The sequence below is a fragment of the Deferribacterota bacterium genome (assembly GCA_034189185.1).
Classification (GTDB): Bacteria; Chrysiogenota; Deferribacteres; order Deferribacterales; family UBA228; genus UBA228.
On record JAXHVM010000008.1, the window covers coordinates 13670 to 29620 of the forward strand.

The window sequence follows — 15951 nt, forward strand, 5'->3', positions numbered from 1 at the left end:
TGACTTAATTAAATTTTTTGTGTATATAATAATTAATCAAAGGTGGCTTATGTCATTAACTGCTAATATTGAATTTATATACTTACATAATGCACGTTTGCGTTATCTTGAGCTTGAATTTCTTTTAAATAAAGGTGTTGTATATAAATCTCAGATTGTTGATTTTGATCAGTATACAATTAATATAAAAGTAGAAGATTTTACCTATAATATTGTTAAAAGAGATCTGCAATGTGTTAGACCTGTAAAAAATGTTCTTGTTGTTGATATTGATTATATAAGTAAAACATATTATTTAGCTGGAGTAAATTCTAGGGTGAGGCATAGAAGACCTCCAATACAGGATATATTTTTAAATGAAGTAAGAAAATATGGTCTTTCAGTTGAATTACTAATGAAAGATTTAAAAGTTTATAGAGGCAAAATATTAGGTTTTGATAATTTTACTATTCTATTAAATATAGATGATATACAACATATGTTTTATAAAAATAATATATTGGAAGTGTATCCTTTGGAACAAAAATTTGAAATAATAAAATATGTAGAAGAGAAGTCTAATGGATGATAAAGAAAAGCTTATACTTATAGTTGATGATGAAGAGCATACAAGGTTAGGTTATGCAGAAGTATTAAGGCTTGATGGGTATGATGTCGATGTTGCCGAAGATGGTGATGTTGGTTTTAGAAAAGCACTAGCAAATGAGTATGATGTTATTGTTACAGATTTACGCATGCCCAAAAGCGATGGCATCTCTTTTGTTCAGAGGTTAAGGGAAAAAGGCATTAATACCCCAGTAATCGTCATAACAGCATTTGGGAGTTATAAAACGTATAAATCATCTAAAAATTTAGGTGTTATAGAGTATTTAAATAAGCCAATTAGGGCAAAAGATCTAAAAAGTGCAATCGAGAAAGTTCTTAGTTAAAATGTTGCTTAAGATCTCCTATGAATTCACTATATAAATCTTGTTCTTCAAAGGATATCGATTCATAAGAGGTCATATTTTTGGTAAAATATGTTTTAATATCTTTATACTGGAAAAATTTATTGCACATTATTGATGGTTCACCTGAAATGTATGATAGTTTTTCTGAGAATTCTTTTGGCAATATTTGCAATTCTAGAAGGTTATTAGTTAGATATTTATAATTTTTCGTTGTAAAAATATAGATTCCATCGATTCTTTCTATGTCAGATTTGATTGTTTTAAATATTGCATTAAAAAAAGATTTTAAAAGAAACATTATATCTAACAAATCTTGGTCTACATAGTACTCCTTATCTTTTTTCCTGTATACATAGAATAGAGGTCTCCCGTTTTTATTAGCTAGTTTAATGAGTTTGTCTATAGAAATTTTGTTAACAAGAGATTGCCTATCTTCAAGATGAAATCCCTTAGTTATTATGCCGTCCTTTCTAAGGTGTTTAATAGTATTTGTTAGTGCATTTATGTGTATAGAGTCAGGTTGGCTATATTTATCTTTTAATATAACATTATAGTTTGAATCAACATCGATTATGGGATTTTTGCCATGCTCTAATAATTTATTTAAACTTTTAGGGATAGTCTTATTATTAAAGGTTAACTCTTTTAGGGTTTTGCCTTTAAAATAGATTATTTTATTTAGGAAATCTAGTGATATAAACACATTATTTTTATCATTGTTGTATAGAATCCTGAAAAACAGAAGCATATCTAGTGGATTATATTCAGGCTGGATTACTTCGCATAACATTGTACCTACCTGCATGCTATAATAATTAATCATATTTAATAGGGGTTCACCATCAAAATATTTCTTATCTAAGATTGCTATTACCCGTTCTATATCAATCAGATTAATATTATTATATATAAAATCAGAAATCTGATTTTTTCTAACTATCTCTGATAATTGTTCTTCAGTTTTTACAAGACCATTTGAAGAGATGTTAGCAATGCCAGCAGAGTATATATAATATTTAATTCCTCCAGTATATTGTAATAATATCAAGCCATCTGTTAGATTGTAAACCTTCTCTTGAGTTTCATCGGTAGAATTATCCATCTCATCTTTATTATTGGCAGTCTCCGCGTATACATTATTATCTGATGATTTAGTTGTTTTTTCATGAATTAAATTATTTTTAGTATCACTTAATAATTCTTCATTACTTGTTATCTTTGTATTTTTTGTCTTTTTCTTGACCGATAGAAACTCTGAGTCTATAAATAAATTTTCCTCTTTATCTATTTTTACAATAATATCTGATTTCACTAGATATTGGCATGCTAGTCTATATCCATTTTCAATATTAACAGCAGCTAGTAGGAGTTTGTCTTTTTTCGTAGGCTTGTTTATATCTTTGCCTGAAGCTGATTTTATTAAAACCTTACATCTACCACATTGTCCATTTCCATTACAGAGGGTTTCTCCAATTAGGTTATTGCTGATCAAAAATTTATATAGGTTGGTATTTGCTTTTACGCTATAATAATCTTTACTCCCATTTATATATATTTTATATTCTTTTTTAAACATTATGTTTCAAGTATATTTTTTACTATAAAATTTATAGTTAAGCTTTATAATATTTGCATTAATTTGTTAATAGTCTTCTCTATTCCTATTGATGCCTCTAATACACTTTTAGCGAGCATAAAAGCTGGTGTTGTTAAAATTTTATTATCTTCATCATACACATAATCACTAACAGTACAATTTACATGTTCTGCTCCCATTTCTTCTATTGCCTTTGCAAAATTTTTATCATTGCCTAAGGTTATCTTTATTCCCTTATTTAATCCTTCCAAGGCCTTTGCTACAACAACTGGTGCGATACATATTGCACCTATAGGTTTGTGACTATTATACATCTCTAAAATGATCCTTTTTACGTCTTTATTGATTTTACATTTAGAACCGTCAACAGCAAAGGTAGTTAAGTTTTTTGCAGCACCAAAACCACCAGGGATAAATAGAGCGTCTAAACTATCTGTTGTTATATCTTTAATATCATTAATATTACCCCTTGTTATCCTTGCAGCTTCTTTTAATACATTTCTAGCTTCGCCTTCTTCTACTTCTTCATTTAGATGATTTATTACATGTAACTGATTTATGTTAGGAGCCATATACTGGATCTCTGCGCCATTTTTTTCTAAAAAATAGGTTGTTAAAACAGCTTCATTTACCTCATTACCATCAAATACACCGCATCCACTTAATATAACGCCTATTTTTGCCATTTTAAACCTCCTTAAATATTTTTTCTGCTATTTTATAGCTTTGTGCTGTGCAATCATTCATGCTAATGCCATATAGTATATTTCCACCTATATAAATATTATTATATTTATTTAATATATTCTCAATTTTTTTTACCTTTTCATAATGGCCAACATAATATTGAGGTATAGCTTTCTCAAATAAAAAACATTCTTCTACTATTGGTTTACCTTTAATTTTTAAAATATCCTTTGCTTGGCTATATGCAAGCTCTATTAATTCCTTTGTATTTTTTTGTAATATCCATTCATTCCCATCTCCACCTAATATTATTCTTATTAATTTATGGTTATCAGGAGCTCTTTCAGGAAATATTGAGGAAGTAAAGAGTATACCTAGTATTTTTTTATTTTCCTTTGGGGGTATCAAAAAACCAAACCCCTTTAGAGGATCTGGTAGTGACTCATTACTAAATCCTAATCCCACAACGCAAGCTGGAGCATACTTTATGGTCGAGAATAGATAAGATAATTCACTGTCTAAACCCTTTATAACATTTGATAAATTATATGCTGGAATTGTTAAAATTATTTTATCAAAATTATAGTTATTTTTTGTAGTGTTAACAGAGATTTTATTTTCATTATCAATACTTATAACTTCTTCATTTAGTTTAAGATCAAGATGTTTATTTTGTTCGCTAAGAGCAATTAAGCCGTTATATAGACCACCCTTGCATGAAATAAGTATAGACTTTGGGCCAGAAGGTCCACTTTTTTTGTCTTTTTTTTTAAAAAGTCCCTTAAATAGACCCCCATAATCTTTTTCTAATTCATAGATTGTGGGAAAACTGGCTTTTAGGCTTAGTTTAGAAATGTCACCAGCAAATACACCAGAAACCATTGGCGCTATGAGATAGTCTTTTGCTTCTTTACCCAACCTTCTTTCAGCAAAGTCAGCAATTGTTTCATCATAATTATCTTTTTTCTTGGGAACAAAGAATTCGCCAAGCACACGTAATTTTCCTTTTAAACTTAATATATCACTCTTAAGAAATTCTATTGGTTTTTCAGGTAATTTAACTAGCTTATTGTCCTTATAAATATACCTTATTCGTGAAGCATCATTACTTTTTATAAGCAAATTGCTTAGGTTAGCCTCTTTGAATAGATTTAGTGTTGACGTTTTGTTGTTTAAAAAACCATTAGGGCCAGCCTCAATCCTGAAGCCATTATTTTCTTTTGTATATACTGAACCGCCAAGTCTCTCACTTTTTTCAAAAAGGGTTATATTTACTTTTTTATTATTCTTTTTAGCTATATTTGAGATAATACTAGCAGCTGAAACGCCTGATATGCCGCCTCCTATGATACATATATCCATTTATTGCTCCTAATAGCAGTTATATTCTAGGTCTTTGATATTTTCAAAGGGTAATAGGGTGTAACTAATTTCATCATAATTATTGATTAAATAGCACAGTTTATTTAACTCTTTTTTTTCTATATACTCTTTATTGTGAAAATCTTTTATCTGAAATTTAGCTATTATCCTTTTGGTGGGTTTTATAATCTTTGTCATATCTCTTATACTTTTATTGACAATATTCAAAACATCTAAAAATGAACAATTTAATTCCTTAGCCATCTGTATATGATAAGACATATAAGCAAAATAATCAACATCTATAGATTTAAAGCTAGATAATGATTGGGCATACCATTTCTTAGCTTTATTTGGTTTATAGGGGGTTTCATAGTATATATTTATTGCAATTTTAATTGATGGGTCAATAAGCTTAACAGACCAAATAATTTTATTTAAAAAATATCTCATCTGGTTTATCTTCCAATCAGTAAATGCCTTAGATATATCTTTATTATTGATTGTGTTGTTATTTATGGTAAAGCCTCTATCAACAAAGAATCTCTTTTTAGCTTCTATTGAGGCACTCTCATCAATCTTTAATATGAAGTCATCTTGTATTAATATGCCATCTATGTCATACATTGCTAAGTCTTTAAATAGAGCAATGATTTTACTAAATACATTATTATTGAACAAATTGACCCCATATCCACTTCTATTTAAATTATCTATTTTAAATGTTTTATCTAGGTTATAGCTTTCTTTTAATGCATCTAGACTCCTTGTGGCCATCCAAGCAAATACTTTTAGATTATATTTCTTAGCCTTTATCAATAGGGGTCTTAGTATGTCTTTAATCACATACACTTGATTCGTTTTAAAATATACACCACTACTTGCTGTAGAATTTATATTAAAGTGGTACCTATCATTCTTGTTGTGAAAAACCCTTACAAAGATTGTATTAAACCCCTTTTTTTTAATATCTGCAAGATAGCTATCAAGCTGCTTTTCTGATATGTTGAAATTAAATATCTGGATACCCTTTACCCTATAATAACTATCTGAGACTAAATTTAGCGCATATAAATCTATAGTGAAAACCAGAAAAACAAGGATAACAAGTATATAGATAAGGTACTTCATTTATATATTTCGACAACTACAGGCTCTATATTAAATCTATCCTTAATTTCATCTAAATTAGCTTTCGCGCTGTTATAATCTTTTGTTGTGCAGCACCTTATTTTATACCACTTACTTTTATTATTGTTTTCATCTGAGAATATATGGGCATCACTATAATAATTTTTATAAAAATCAAGTAAATTTTGTGCAACATCAATATTTTTGTGACTTGACAGTTGAATAACATACATCTTTTTCTTTTTACTATTTTTGCCCACAAGATTTTCCCAAACAATTTTATTTTCGCTATTTATATCCACCTTTAGTGGAGAGCTTTTCAGATTAAATCTTTTCTTTAGGTTGCTCATTTGTTTTTTGGCATCTTCTAAAGTTTCTGATTGACAGCACTTAATTGTGTAAAATCTATTGCTATCTCTTCCATCGGCAGTTATGTAAATATCTTCAAGGTATTGTTTATAGAAGCTAGCAATTTTCACAGCGTCTTCTATACCCTTTCTTTTATTTATGACAAGAACATATTTAAAATTCTTTTCTTTATCTTTTACAACATTATAAGTGGAGGCGATAATGTAAGGCTTTATGTTAAATCTACTTTCAATCTCTCTTGATTTTTGAATAGCTTCTTCTGCTGCATTAATAGAACAACATCTAATCTTGTACCATGTTATTCCATTAGCGATGTCTTTTATTATATAACTATCCCCAATATGTTTTTTGTACATATTGTTTAAATTTGTGGCAACTTCTTTTGAATTGTTTGTTAAAAGCTGAAGTGTATAAGTTATTCCACTATTTTCTTTATAATCTTTTTCAAAGGAGCTCTCCTTTAAGTACCATTCACTAAATTCTAAAATTTGTGAGTTTAGATTGAATTTTCTTTTTAATTCAATCTTCTTTAATCTAAGGTCTTCTAAATTGTGGGTTGTCGGATAATAGTTAACAAGATATATAGGCTTGTTTTTATTGTTAGACCATGATTTATATATATAAAGATTTTCTAGATAACTACTATATAAATTAAAAATAGTTCTGGCATCATTTAAATTTTGTGTTTGTATTAGATTTAGCACCCATCTTTTTTTCTTTTCACTCTCTTTTGCTAATATTTCTCTTTTTTCTTTTGTATTTACTTTCCTGCTTGTATTATCTAAGGCAACCTTCAAGTTTTTTTCAGTTTTTATAGAACTCTTTGTTTTATCTATTTTTTGTTCATCTTTTGCAAGAGCTATACTATTTTTTTTATCTTTACCTTGTTTAACCTTTGCAACAGTTATATTATCTTTTTTTTCTGTTATTTTTAAATCACTTTTTGGAGTACCCATATTTTGTTCATTTAATTTTAGAGGTTTTTCTTGCAGCTTTGCATATTCCTCAGATAGATAATTATATTGATTATTTAAGGATATGATTATATATACTATAATCCCTAGAATAACAAAACATATTACAATGAATATTGTTATGGGGGTTAAACTTTTTCTGTCCTCACCCTCCTTTATTTTATCATAATCTTTCATTTACATCACCTCGGGTGCTTTTATACCCAATAAGTTTAACCCATTTTTTAATATAATTGCAACACTTTTACAAAGATTTAACCTTGCATTTGTGAGGCATATATTTTTTATATCTATTATTTTATAGTTATAATAATAACTATGAAAAAGAGATGCTAATTCTATTAGGTAGTTGGCTAATTTATTTGGCTCTAAAGTAGCTGCAGCCTGTTCGACAGTACTATTGTAAGAATACAAACATTTCATTAGCTTTATTTCTTCTTTATTTTCTAATAATTCAATATCACCGCATTGGTTAAATACTATATTATTCTCTTTTGCTTTTTTAAATAGGCTGTGGATCCTTGCGTGCGCATATTGAATATAGTAGACTGGATTGTTGATATTTTCTTCTTTTGCCAAGTCAATATTAAAATCTAGATGTGAATCTGGGGATCTCAAGCAATAAAATAGTCTAGCAACATCTACACTTACCTCATTTATCAGCCACTCTAGAGGAACAAACCTACTTTCCCTTGTTGACATTGATAATTTTTTGCCACCTTTTAGGATGCTAACCATTTGGATTATGACTATTTTTAGTTTTGTATCGTCATATCCTAATGCCTTTATTGCAGCCTTTAGGCGTTTTATGTAACCATGATGGTCAGCTCCCCATACATTTATTAAAGTATGGAAGTTCCTCTCCATTTTATTCCTGTGATATGCAATATCTGATGCAAAGTATGTGTATTCCCCGCTAGATTTGATTAATACCCTATCTTTATCATCACCAAATGCTGACGATTTAAACCAAAGTGCCCCATCTTTCTGGTAAGCAAAACCTTTATTAATCAAGATTGATAGGGTTTTATCTACATAACCATTTTTAAAAAGTTCTGCTTCACTAAAATAATTATCAAAAGTTATATTAAAATTTTTGAGATCCTCCTTTATATTTTCAAGTATTTTATATGCGCCATATTTAGCACATATTTGTATCGCTTCTTCTTGACTGAGTTTTAAAAGACTCTTATTTTTTTCTTTAACCAGATTATCTGCAATCTCTTTAATATAATTACCTTTATAACCATCTTCAGGGAAATTTGTAGTGGTGGTATTAAAGTGTTTAACATACCAATAATATATGCTTTTTCCTAAATTGATTATTTGATTGCCCCTGTCATTAACATAATATTCCTTTATAGTTTCATACCCCACAGCTTTTAGAATCCTTGCTACGCTGTCACCATAGCATGCACCTCTCCCGTGACCAATATGTAGTGGTCCTGTAGGATTGGCACTTACAAATTCTATCAATATATTCTTTCCCTTTCCTATTTTTTTGCTAATTAACGTTTTATTCTCTAGTACGTTTTTAAGAAATTCATGGAAGAATTGTTTCTTTAGAAATATGTTTATAAATCCATTCTTAACTTCAATATTTTCTACAAGATTTGAATCTATATTGTCAACTATATTTTTTGCAACATCATAAGGCTTTTTCTTTAATTTAGATGCAACGATAAAAGCTATATTTGTTGAAAAATCTCCAAATTCATCTTTTTTTTGTATCTCAATATTAAAGTTAAGATCATTAGCGTATTCTTCATCTAAAGATTTATAACTTTTTAACAAGGATTTAATTATTAATTCTTTTATATAATCTACCATATTTAAGCATAATTAGTTTATAAAAAAAAATTAGTATTACAATAGTAATCTATTGTAAAATAATAAAAGTTATCTTATAAATATATCAAATGGTTAAGTTTTATAATGTTTCTGTAATATATACGGGGAAAAAAAGGGCATTAGATAATATATCAATGCACATAAGAAAGGGAGAATTTGTGTACATAACAGGGCCCAGTGGCGCTGGCAAAACAACGCTGTTAAAGCTAATTTACTGTGATTTGCATCCTAGTGAGGGTGTGATATGTGTTTCCAATAAAGATATCAGTAGGATTTCTAGTAGGAGCATTCCTTATTTAAGAAGGAATGTAGGTGTTGTTTATCAAGATTTTAAGCTTATATATGATCAAAGTGTTTTTCAGAATCTATCATATGCACTAGAGATATTCTATATGTCCAAAAAAGATATTAGTATATATGTAGAGTCTATCCTGAAGAAACTAGAATTATATACAAAGAGGAACATCTTGGTAAAGCACTTGTCTGGCGGTGAGAAACAAAGGGTTGCAATAGCAAGGGCTCTTATAAATGATCCTCCTATAATATTACTTGATGAGCCAACAGGGAATTTAGATGAAAAAAAGGCTGATAGATTAATTGCAATTATAAAGGAATTTTTTAAGGAAAAAACTGTTATCTTTGCAACCCATGATACTACATTAATAGAAAAATATCCTGCTAGAATATTGGAGTTAAAAAATGGAAGACTTGTTTTTGACTCAATGCTAGGTAATGAAGAAGCTAATATTTCTAATTAAGAAGGGTCTTTTTTTATTTAAAAGAAATGTTGCAATCAATGTTGTCACAATTACAACAATTACAACAATACTTTTTATTTATAATGTTTTGTTTATTTTAGGTTACTCTTCTAATAATTTTCTAAAAAGACTATCAGAGGTTCAAACTATAAGGGCTTTTATTAAAGAAGGGAAAGAAGAAGAGGCAAAAGCAATTATTAAAAATTTAGAAAAACTAGATGCCGTTAAGAATATTACTTATTACAGCAAAGATGATACATATAGGTATATGAAAAAACAATTTGAAGGACCAGCCAATGAAATAGCTGATATGCCAAAGACATTATATCCATCCTTTTTAGAGATCAGTCTAAAAGATAAATATACAGATATAGATTATGTTAAAGAGTTTCAAAATATACTAAATAAATATGATGTATTTAAAGCAACCTCCTATGGTGAGAAATGGGTTCTCAATTTCTTAACTATAAAATTTGGTATTCATCTTTTTATATTTATTTTATCTGTTTTAATATCTATATCTATTGCTTCAATAATTTATAATACAATAAAAATAAATTTAGCCAAACGAAAAATGGAGGTGATGGTATACAATTTAGTTGGTGCTACCAGGTCTTTTATTGTCGTGCCATATATTGTGTGTACATTATTGGAGATTTTTATTGGCTTTGTTGTATCATACAGCTCAGCATATTTAATATTCTATATTTTAGATGTAGAAGTATTGCGTTCAATTGGAATTAATATTTTAAGTTTCCCTCCTTTAAGTGTTGTATTGTGTTTATTATTTGTAGTTTTATTTATAGCAATCTTTTCAAGTTCTTATAGCCTTGGGGTATTTTTAGATAATGTTGAGGAATATAATGAGTGAATTTTTAAATTATACAAAATATTTTTATTTTATTATTCTCTTCTTATTGTTTCAAAATGGTATTTCTTTTTGTGATGAAACCGGAAAAACATTTTCTTACGATTATGAAAGGATTAATAGGGAGATTGAACAGCAAAGAAGAGAATTAGAAACGATAAGGGATAGTAAAAAACGAATTGCAGAGTATATTACAACAATTGAAGACAAATTATTATTATTGAAAAAGAGTATTGCCAAATTAAATATAGAGCAAAGAAAACTTCAAGAGGATATATATAAGTTAAAAGAGGAATTAAATGAATTAGAATCCCGTTTAGATTCTTATAAAGAGGATATTATACTTAATAATATTTATATATTGAATAATTCACAGATGCTTAGAGTAAAAGCCCTTCTATTTACCAATGATTATCACCAAATACTTAAAAATCTTGATATTATAGACTATATGAATGATTTTGCATATAAAATGACTTTAAAGTATGAAAAAACTAAAAGGGATTATGAAAGAAAGTTAAATGAACTAAACTTAAAAAGAAAAAAATTTCTAAATATTAAAAATAATAAGAACAATATGTTAGTTGATTATAAAGATGAGAAAGTAAGATATGAGCACTCTCTTGCTATATTAAAAGAGGATACCTCTTTAAAAAGAAGATATATAGAGGTTTTAGAAAAGAGGAAAAATGAAATTGAAGAGAAAATAAGCCATATTGGTGAAAATGATAATAGTGTTGATTCCTCTAATATACAAGCTATGAAGGGGAAACTTTCATGGCCCGTTAATGGTAAGGTTATAAAAGATAAGGCAAATAAAGGTGTATTGTATAGTAATGGAATTAGAATATCTATAGAGAAGGGTAGTGAAGTAAAGGCTGTTTACAAGGGAAGAGTCAAGTATATAAATTGGATTAAAGGCTTTGGAAATATAGTTATAATTTCACATAATAATGACTTTTATACAGTATATGCAAATATAGATTTAATCGGCGTTCAAATGGATGAAATTGTTGATACTAACGAGACTATTGGTAAAGTTAATATTGAAGGTTCTATTGATAATTCATATATTTACTTTGAAATAAGAAGAAAAAATAAACCATTAGATCCTTTAGAATGGTTAAAAAAGGAGGTTTAAATGAATTTGTTAAAGGCTAGACTTGTGCATATTATTGTTGTATATGCCGTATTTATTACCATTGTAGTACCATCATGTGTGTTTGCAGAAAAAGAAGACGCATATAAGCAGTTAGATATTCTATCAAAAGCAATAAGTATTATAGAAAATAATTATGTTGAGGATGTAGATTTAAAAGAGCTAGTATATGGGGCTATACAGGGGATGCTAACTGAGCTTGACCCTCATTCGTCTTTTTTAACACCAAAAGTTTATAAAGAGTTTAAGATTGAAACTAAAGGGGAGTTTGGTGGATTGGGGATAACAATAAGTATTAGAGATAGTCTATTAACAATTATAGCTCCCATTGAGGATACCCCTGCTTCAAGAGCAGGATTAAAGGCGGGGGATATAATAGTTAAAATAAATGATACAGCAACAAGTGGGTTAACATTAGATGAAGCAGTAAAAATGATGAGGGGAAAACCAGGAACAAAGGTTAGGCTTACTATTTTTAGGGAAGGAGAAAATAAGCCTTTTGAAGTAGAATTAGAGAGAGAGATTATAAAGATAAAATCAGTGAAGAGTGACGTGTATAATGATACAGCTTATATTAAACTAACCCAATTTCAACAGGGTTCAGCAAATGAGATAATAGATGCTCTAAAAGATATCCAGAAAAATAATGATATAAATGGGATTATCTTAGATATGAGAAATAACCCTGGTGGTCTTTTAAATGAAGCCATTAGAGTGGCAAGTATATTTCTTCAAAATGGGAAAACTGTTGTTTTTACAAAAGATAGAAATAAAACTGAGCAACATTTTAAAACAGAAAAGGTTAGCTATAAAGAATTAGACAAACCTATGGTTGTGTTAGTTAATAATGGGAGCGCATCAGCCTCTGAGATTGTTGCTGGTGCTTTGAAAGATCATAGAAGGGCTTTGGTGGTTGGCACAAAGACCTTTGGAAAAGCCTCAGTACAAACACTTATCCCTATGCCTGATGAATCAGCTATTAAATTAACAACAGCACTTTATTACACCCCTAGTGGCACATCTATACAAAGTGTTGGAATAGATCCAAATGTTTATATACCATCTGGCAAGATTGTAGTAGATAATACGAGTGGCTTTTTAACTGAACGATCCCTTAGTAGACATATAATAGGAAGTAGTGAAAAATTGGAAGGTATTGAAAAGAAAAAAGATAGCATTGATGAGGACCTTTATAATGATTTACAGCTAAGTGTAGCATTGCAAATATTAGAAGGATTTATTGAGCATGGCGCAAAAGCAGAGAAAGAGGGCAAATAGAAAAAAAAATGATAATAAGCTAGCAATCTTTTTAACTTTTATATTATTAGCTTTTTTAGCGCTTTCTATTTTTTATATTTATAGTGCAATAAGAAAGGAAAACGAACAGTTTGCAAGAGATGAAGTTAATGAGATTGATAGAAATATAAGGCTTACATTATTTGAGCATAATTTAAGTGAAGACAATATTATTGCCTATAATTTAAAAGAAGAGGGCGACAAGACTCTTATTACTTATAATATTTCAGTTAACGAAGATAAATATAGACTATTAAAGGAATCATTAAAAAAATTATTAAATAGTAATAATTACAATACAGGAAAGGCTAAAGGTATTAAAGCAAGTAAAGGTAATATTATAGTTGCTATCAATTTTAAGATAGAAGGTATATCTCCTCATAAAGTAAAAGAAAAATCTGTTAAAGAAAAAGAAAAAGTAAAAGTATTAGGAAGAATTGCAATAATATTAGATGATGGTGGGTATAACATAGAGCTTATTAAGAGGGTTGCCAGGTTGCCCTATCCAATAACAGTATCTATTTTGCCCTTTTCACCTTATGATAAAGAATCAGCAGATTTATTAAGGCAAGCAGGCAAGGGTGTTTTCTTGCATCTTCCTTTAGAGCCTTATGGTTATCCAAAGATTTATCCTGGTAAGGGTGCTGTTTTGCTCAATACTCCAACAGGGCTTATAGATGTAATAATAAATAAGGATGTAGAGAGGATTGGTGAGATTGATGGCGCAAACAATCATATGGGTTCGAAATTTACTGAAAACAGAGATAGGGTCACACTTTTGCTAAAAAGTTTGAGTAGATATACAGATATATTTATTGACAGTAGAACATCAAATAAAAGTGTGGCCTATGATGTATGTAGAAGTGTAATGCAAATCTGTGGCTACAATAGTTTATTTATTGATAACGAAAACAATAAAAGTTATGTTTTAGATAAACTTGAAAAAGCTTATAAAATTGCAGTTGAAAAGAAAAAAATTATAATAATTGGACATGTAAGAAAACACACAGTAGATGCTTTAGTAGAGGCACTACCTCATTATGAAAAAAAAGGTATAAAGTTTATGTTTGTTAAGGATATCTTGTAATTATGAATATACTTGGGATAGAAACATCTTGTGATGAAACTTCAATAGCCATTTATTGTATAAGTTCAGCCTTTAAGAAAGATAGGATGTTTTCAAAAATAGAGTCACAGATTAATCATCATTTGCCATTTGGCGGGGTTGTCCCAGAGATTGCTTCAAGAAATCACTTAATAAAATTAGAGCCTATTTTGAATTCGTTATTGAAAGATGCAGGACTGACGCTTAAAGATATTGATTTAATTGGGGTTACAAATGGACCAGGTTTGATAGGTGCACTTTTTACTGGTGTAGCCTTTGCAAAAGCAATAGCTTTTGCCTTAAAAATCCCAGTAATAGGTATTAACCATCTATTTGGACATTCTATTTCTGCAGAATTAGAGTATAAAAATTTGAAGGCTCCTTATTATTCACTTATTATTTCAGGTGGGCATACCCATTTATTTGAAATTGATAGAGCATATAATATGAGACTTTTAGCAAAAACCATTGATGATGCATTGGGAGAGGCTTTTGATAAAGTAGCAAAAATGTTAGATTTAGATTATCCAGGAGGGCCCCAAATTGAAGAATTGGCAAAGAAAGGAGATCCCCATAGAATTAAAATGCCTATAGCTTTAAGAAATAGTCCAAATTTTAGTTTTAGCGGTTTGAAAACATTTGTTAAATTGTTAGTAAACCAAAATAGCTATTCTGCAGAAGATATTGCAGCTTCATTTCAATATACAGTTGCAGAGACTTTGGCTGACAAAATAGAAATTAACAACAGATTGCATAATATCGATAAACTTGTTATTGCTGGCGGTGTGGCTTCCAATAGATATATAAGAGAATATCTTTTAAATAAAATAAAAGGTATTAAGTTATATATCCCATCTATAAGTCTATGTACAGATAATGCACAAATGATTGTCTATGCTGCTTATAAATTAAGAAACAAGAGAATATTTTTAGGGCTCTCTAGTAGTGCCTATGATAAATTGCAAAATACATTGGCATATTAAAGATAAAACGTTAATATTGTAGAGTAAAGCTCGAACCCTTTTTTATTGAAAGTATATTATTTATTTGATAAAATTTTAAAATAAGTTCACGGAGGATTGCCTATGTCTGAGCCTAAATTAGAGGAAATAAGGAATGTTGCTTTTATATCACATGGGGGTGCTGGCAAAACAAGCCTTATAGAGGCAATACTGTATAATGCAAAGTTAACCGATAGATTGGGATCTGTAGACAATTCTTCATCTGTCATGGATTTCGATCCAGTTGAGATTAATAAGAAGATGTCCATAAATTCTAAAGTGTGTACAATAGAATATAATAAATTCTTATTAAATATAGTTGATACTCCAGGTTATGGGAATTTTCTGCATGAAACTAAAATTGCATTATCAGTTGTAGGTGGTTCTGTTCTTATTGCTAGTGCAATAAGTGGTATAAAGGCAGAGACTGAAAGGGTTTGGGAATATTCAGAGGAATTTGACCTTTCAAGATTAATTTTTGTAAATAAAATGGATAAAGAAAGAGCTGATTTCTATAGGGCTATTGCAGATATCGAAAAGAGTTTTGGTGTTAAAGTAGTTCCTTTAATGTTGCCAATAGGTAAAGAAGATAGCTTTAAAGGTGTAATAGATTTAGTTAATGAATGTGCTTTAATTTATGAGAAAGAAGGTATAGCTGAGTACAAGAAAGAGGATATACCAAAGGAATATAGGAAGAGTTATGAGGAATTTAGGACAAAGCTCGTTGAAACAATTTGTGAGGCAGAGGATAGTCTTTTAGAGAAGTATCTAGAAGGTGAGGATATAAGTAAACAAGAGCTAATTAGTGGCATTAGGGAAGGAACAATAAGCAAGAAATTTGTT

General features: G+C 29.1%; 15 protein-coding genes. 9 read left to right on the forward strand and 6 right to left on the reverse strand.

The genetic code is table 11. The features are described 5' to 3' along the window. Positions 1–49 precede the first annotated feature (49 nt). Together SVN78_01170 and SVN78_01175 are read left to right on the forward strand one after the other, a co-directional pair. On the forward strand, positions 50–568 hold the full coding sequence (locus tag SVN78_01170; protein MDY6820217.1) for an RNA chaperone Hfq: 519 nt from the start codon (positions 50–52) through the stop codon (positions 566–568). After that, on the forward strand, positions 561–929 hold the full coding sequence (locus SVN78_01175; protein MDY6820218.1) for a response regulator: 369 nt from the start codon (positions 561–563) through the stop codon (positions 927–929). Before SVN78_01170 ends, SVN78_01175 begins: the two co-directional genes overlap by 8 nt. Here SVN78_01175 and SVN78_01180 read toward each other — a convergent pair. From SVN78_01180 to argS, 6 genes are read right to left on the reverse strand one after another with little or no spacing between them, the layout of a single operon-like run. Next, entirely contained in the window at positions 922–2526 is a 1605-nt protein-coding gene (locus tag SVN78_01180) for a 2Fe-2S iron-sulfur cluster binding domain-containing protein (protein ID MDY6820219.1), read from the reverse strand. The two genes, SVN78_01175 and SVN78_01180, sit on opposite strands and share 8 nt — an antisense overlap. A gap of 44 nt (positions 2527–2570) precedes the next feature. Further along, positions 2571–3233 carry an isoprenoid biosynthesis glyoxalase ElbB gene (elbB, locus tag SVN78_01185; protein MDY6820220.1) on the reverse strand — a complete coding sequence of 221 codons (663 nt, stop codon included), beginning with the start codon at positions 3231–3233 and terminating at the stop codon, positions 2571–2573. Position 3234: 1 nt separating this feature from the next. Then, positions 3235–4596 (reverse strand): protoporphyrinogen oxidase, encoded by a 1362-nt coding sequence (gene hemG / locus SVN78_01190; GenBank protein MDY6820221.1) that lies wholly within the window; start codon positions 4594–4596, stop codon positions 3235–3237. 9 nt (positions 4597–4605) lie between these two features. Continuing rightward, positions 4606–5727, reverse strand: coding sequence for a poly-beta-1,6-N-acetyl-D-glucosamine N-deacetylase PgaB (locus SVN78_01195; GenBank protein ID MDY6820222.1), 1122 nt, complete (start codon positions 5725–5727; stop codon positions 4606–4608). Next, positions 5724–7247: a hypothetical protein gene (locus SVN78_01200; GenBank protein MDY6820223.1), complete on the reverse strand. Its 1524-nt coding sequence runs from the start codon at positions 7245–7247 to the stop codon at positions 5724–5726. The genes SVN78_01195 and SVN78_01200 overlap by 4 nt, the downstream gene beginning before the upstream one ends. Further along, positions 7248–8900 carry an arginine--tRNA ligase gene (gene argS, locus SVN78_01205; GenBank protein MDY6820224.1) on the reverse strand — a complete coding sequence of 551 codons (1653 nt, stop codon included), beginning with the start codon at positions 8898–8900 and terminating at the stop codon, positions 7248–7250. A gap of 89 nt (positions 8901–8989) precedes the next feature. Between argS and SVN78_01210 the strand changes: the two genes are divergently transcribed. From SVN78_01210 to SVN78_01240, 7 genes are all read left to right on the forward strand, one after another. Continuing rightward, positions 8990–9679: an ATP-binding cassette domain-containing protein gene (locus SVN78_01210; GenBank protein MDY6820225.1), complete on the forward strand. Its 690-nt coding sequence runs from the start codon at positions 8990–8992 to the stop codon at positions 9677–9679. Further along, positions 9654–10550, forward strand: coding sequence for a permease-like cell division protein FtsX (locus SVN78_01215; protein MDY6820226.1), 897 nt, complete (start codon positions 9654–9656; stop codon positions 10548–10550). Before SVN78_01210 ends, SVN78_01215 begins: the two co-directional genes overlap by 26 nt. Further along, positions 10543–11688 (forward strand): peptidoglycan DD-metalloendopeptidase family protein, encoded by a 1146-nt coding sequence (locus tag SVN78_01220; GenBank protein ID MDY6820227.1) that lies wholly within the window; start codon positions 10543–10545, stop codon positions 11686–11688. Before SVN78_01215 ends, SVN78_01220 begins: the two co-directional genes overlap by 8 nt. Then, complete coding sequence (locus SVN78_01225) at positions 11689–12984, forward strand: S41 family peptidase (protein MDY6820228.1); 1296 nt, start codon at positions 11689–11691, stop codon at positions 12982–12984. After that, a complete protein-coding gene (locus SVN78_01230; protein ID MDY6820229.1) occupies positions 12953–14089 on the forward strand; it encodes a divergent polysaccharide deacetylase family protein in 1137 nt (378 codons plus the stop codon). Before SVN78_01225 ends, SVN78_01230 begins: the two co-directional genes overlap by 32 nt. Before the next feature lie 2 nt (positions 14090–14091). Then, complete coding sequence (gene tsaD, locus SVN78_01235) at positions 14092–15090, forward strand: tRNA (adenosine(37)-N6)-threonylcarbamoyltransferase complex transferase subunit TsaD (protein MDY6820230.1); 999 nt, start codon at positions 14092–14094, stop codon at positions 15088–15090. A 102-nt stretch (positions 15091–15192) separates the two neighbouring features. Then, the coding region (locus SVN78_01240) for a GTP-binding protein (protein ID MDY6820231.1) at positions 15193–15951 on the forward strand (759 nt) is incomplete at its 3' end.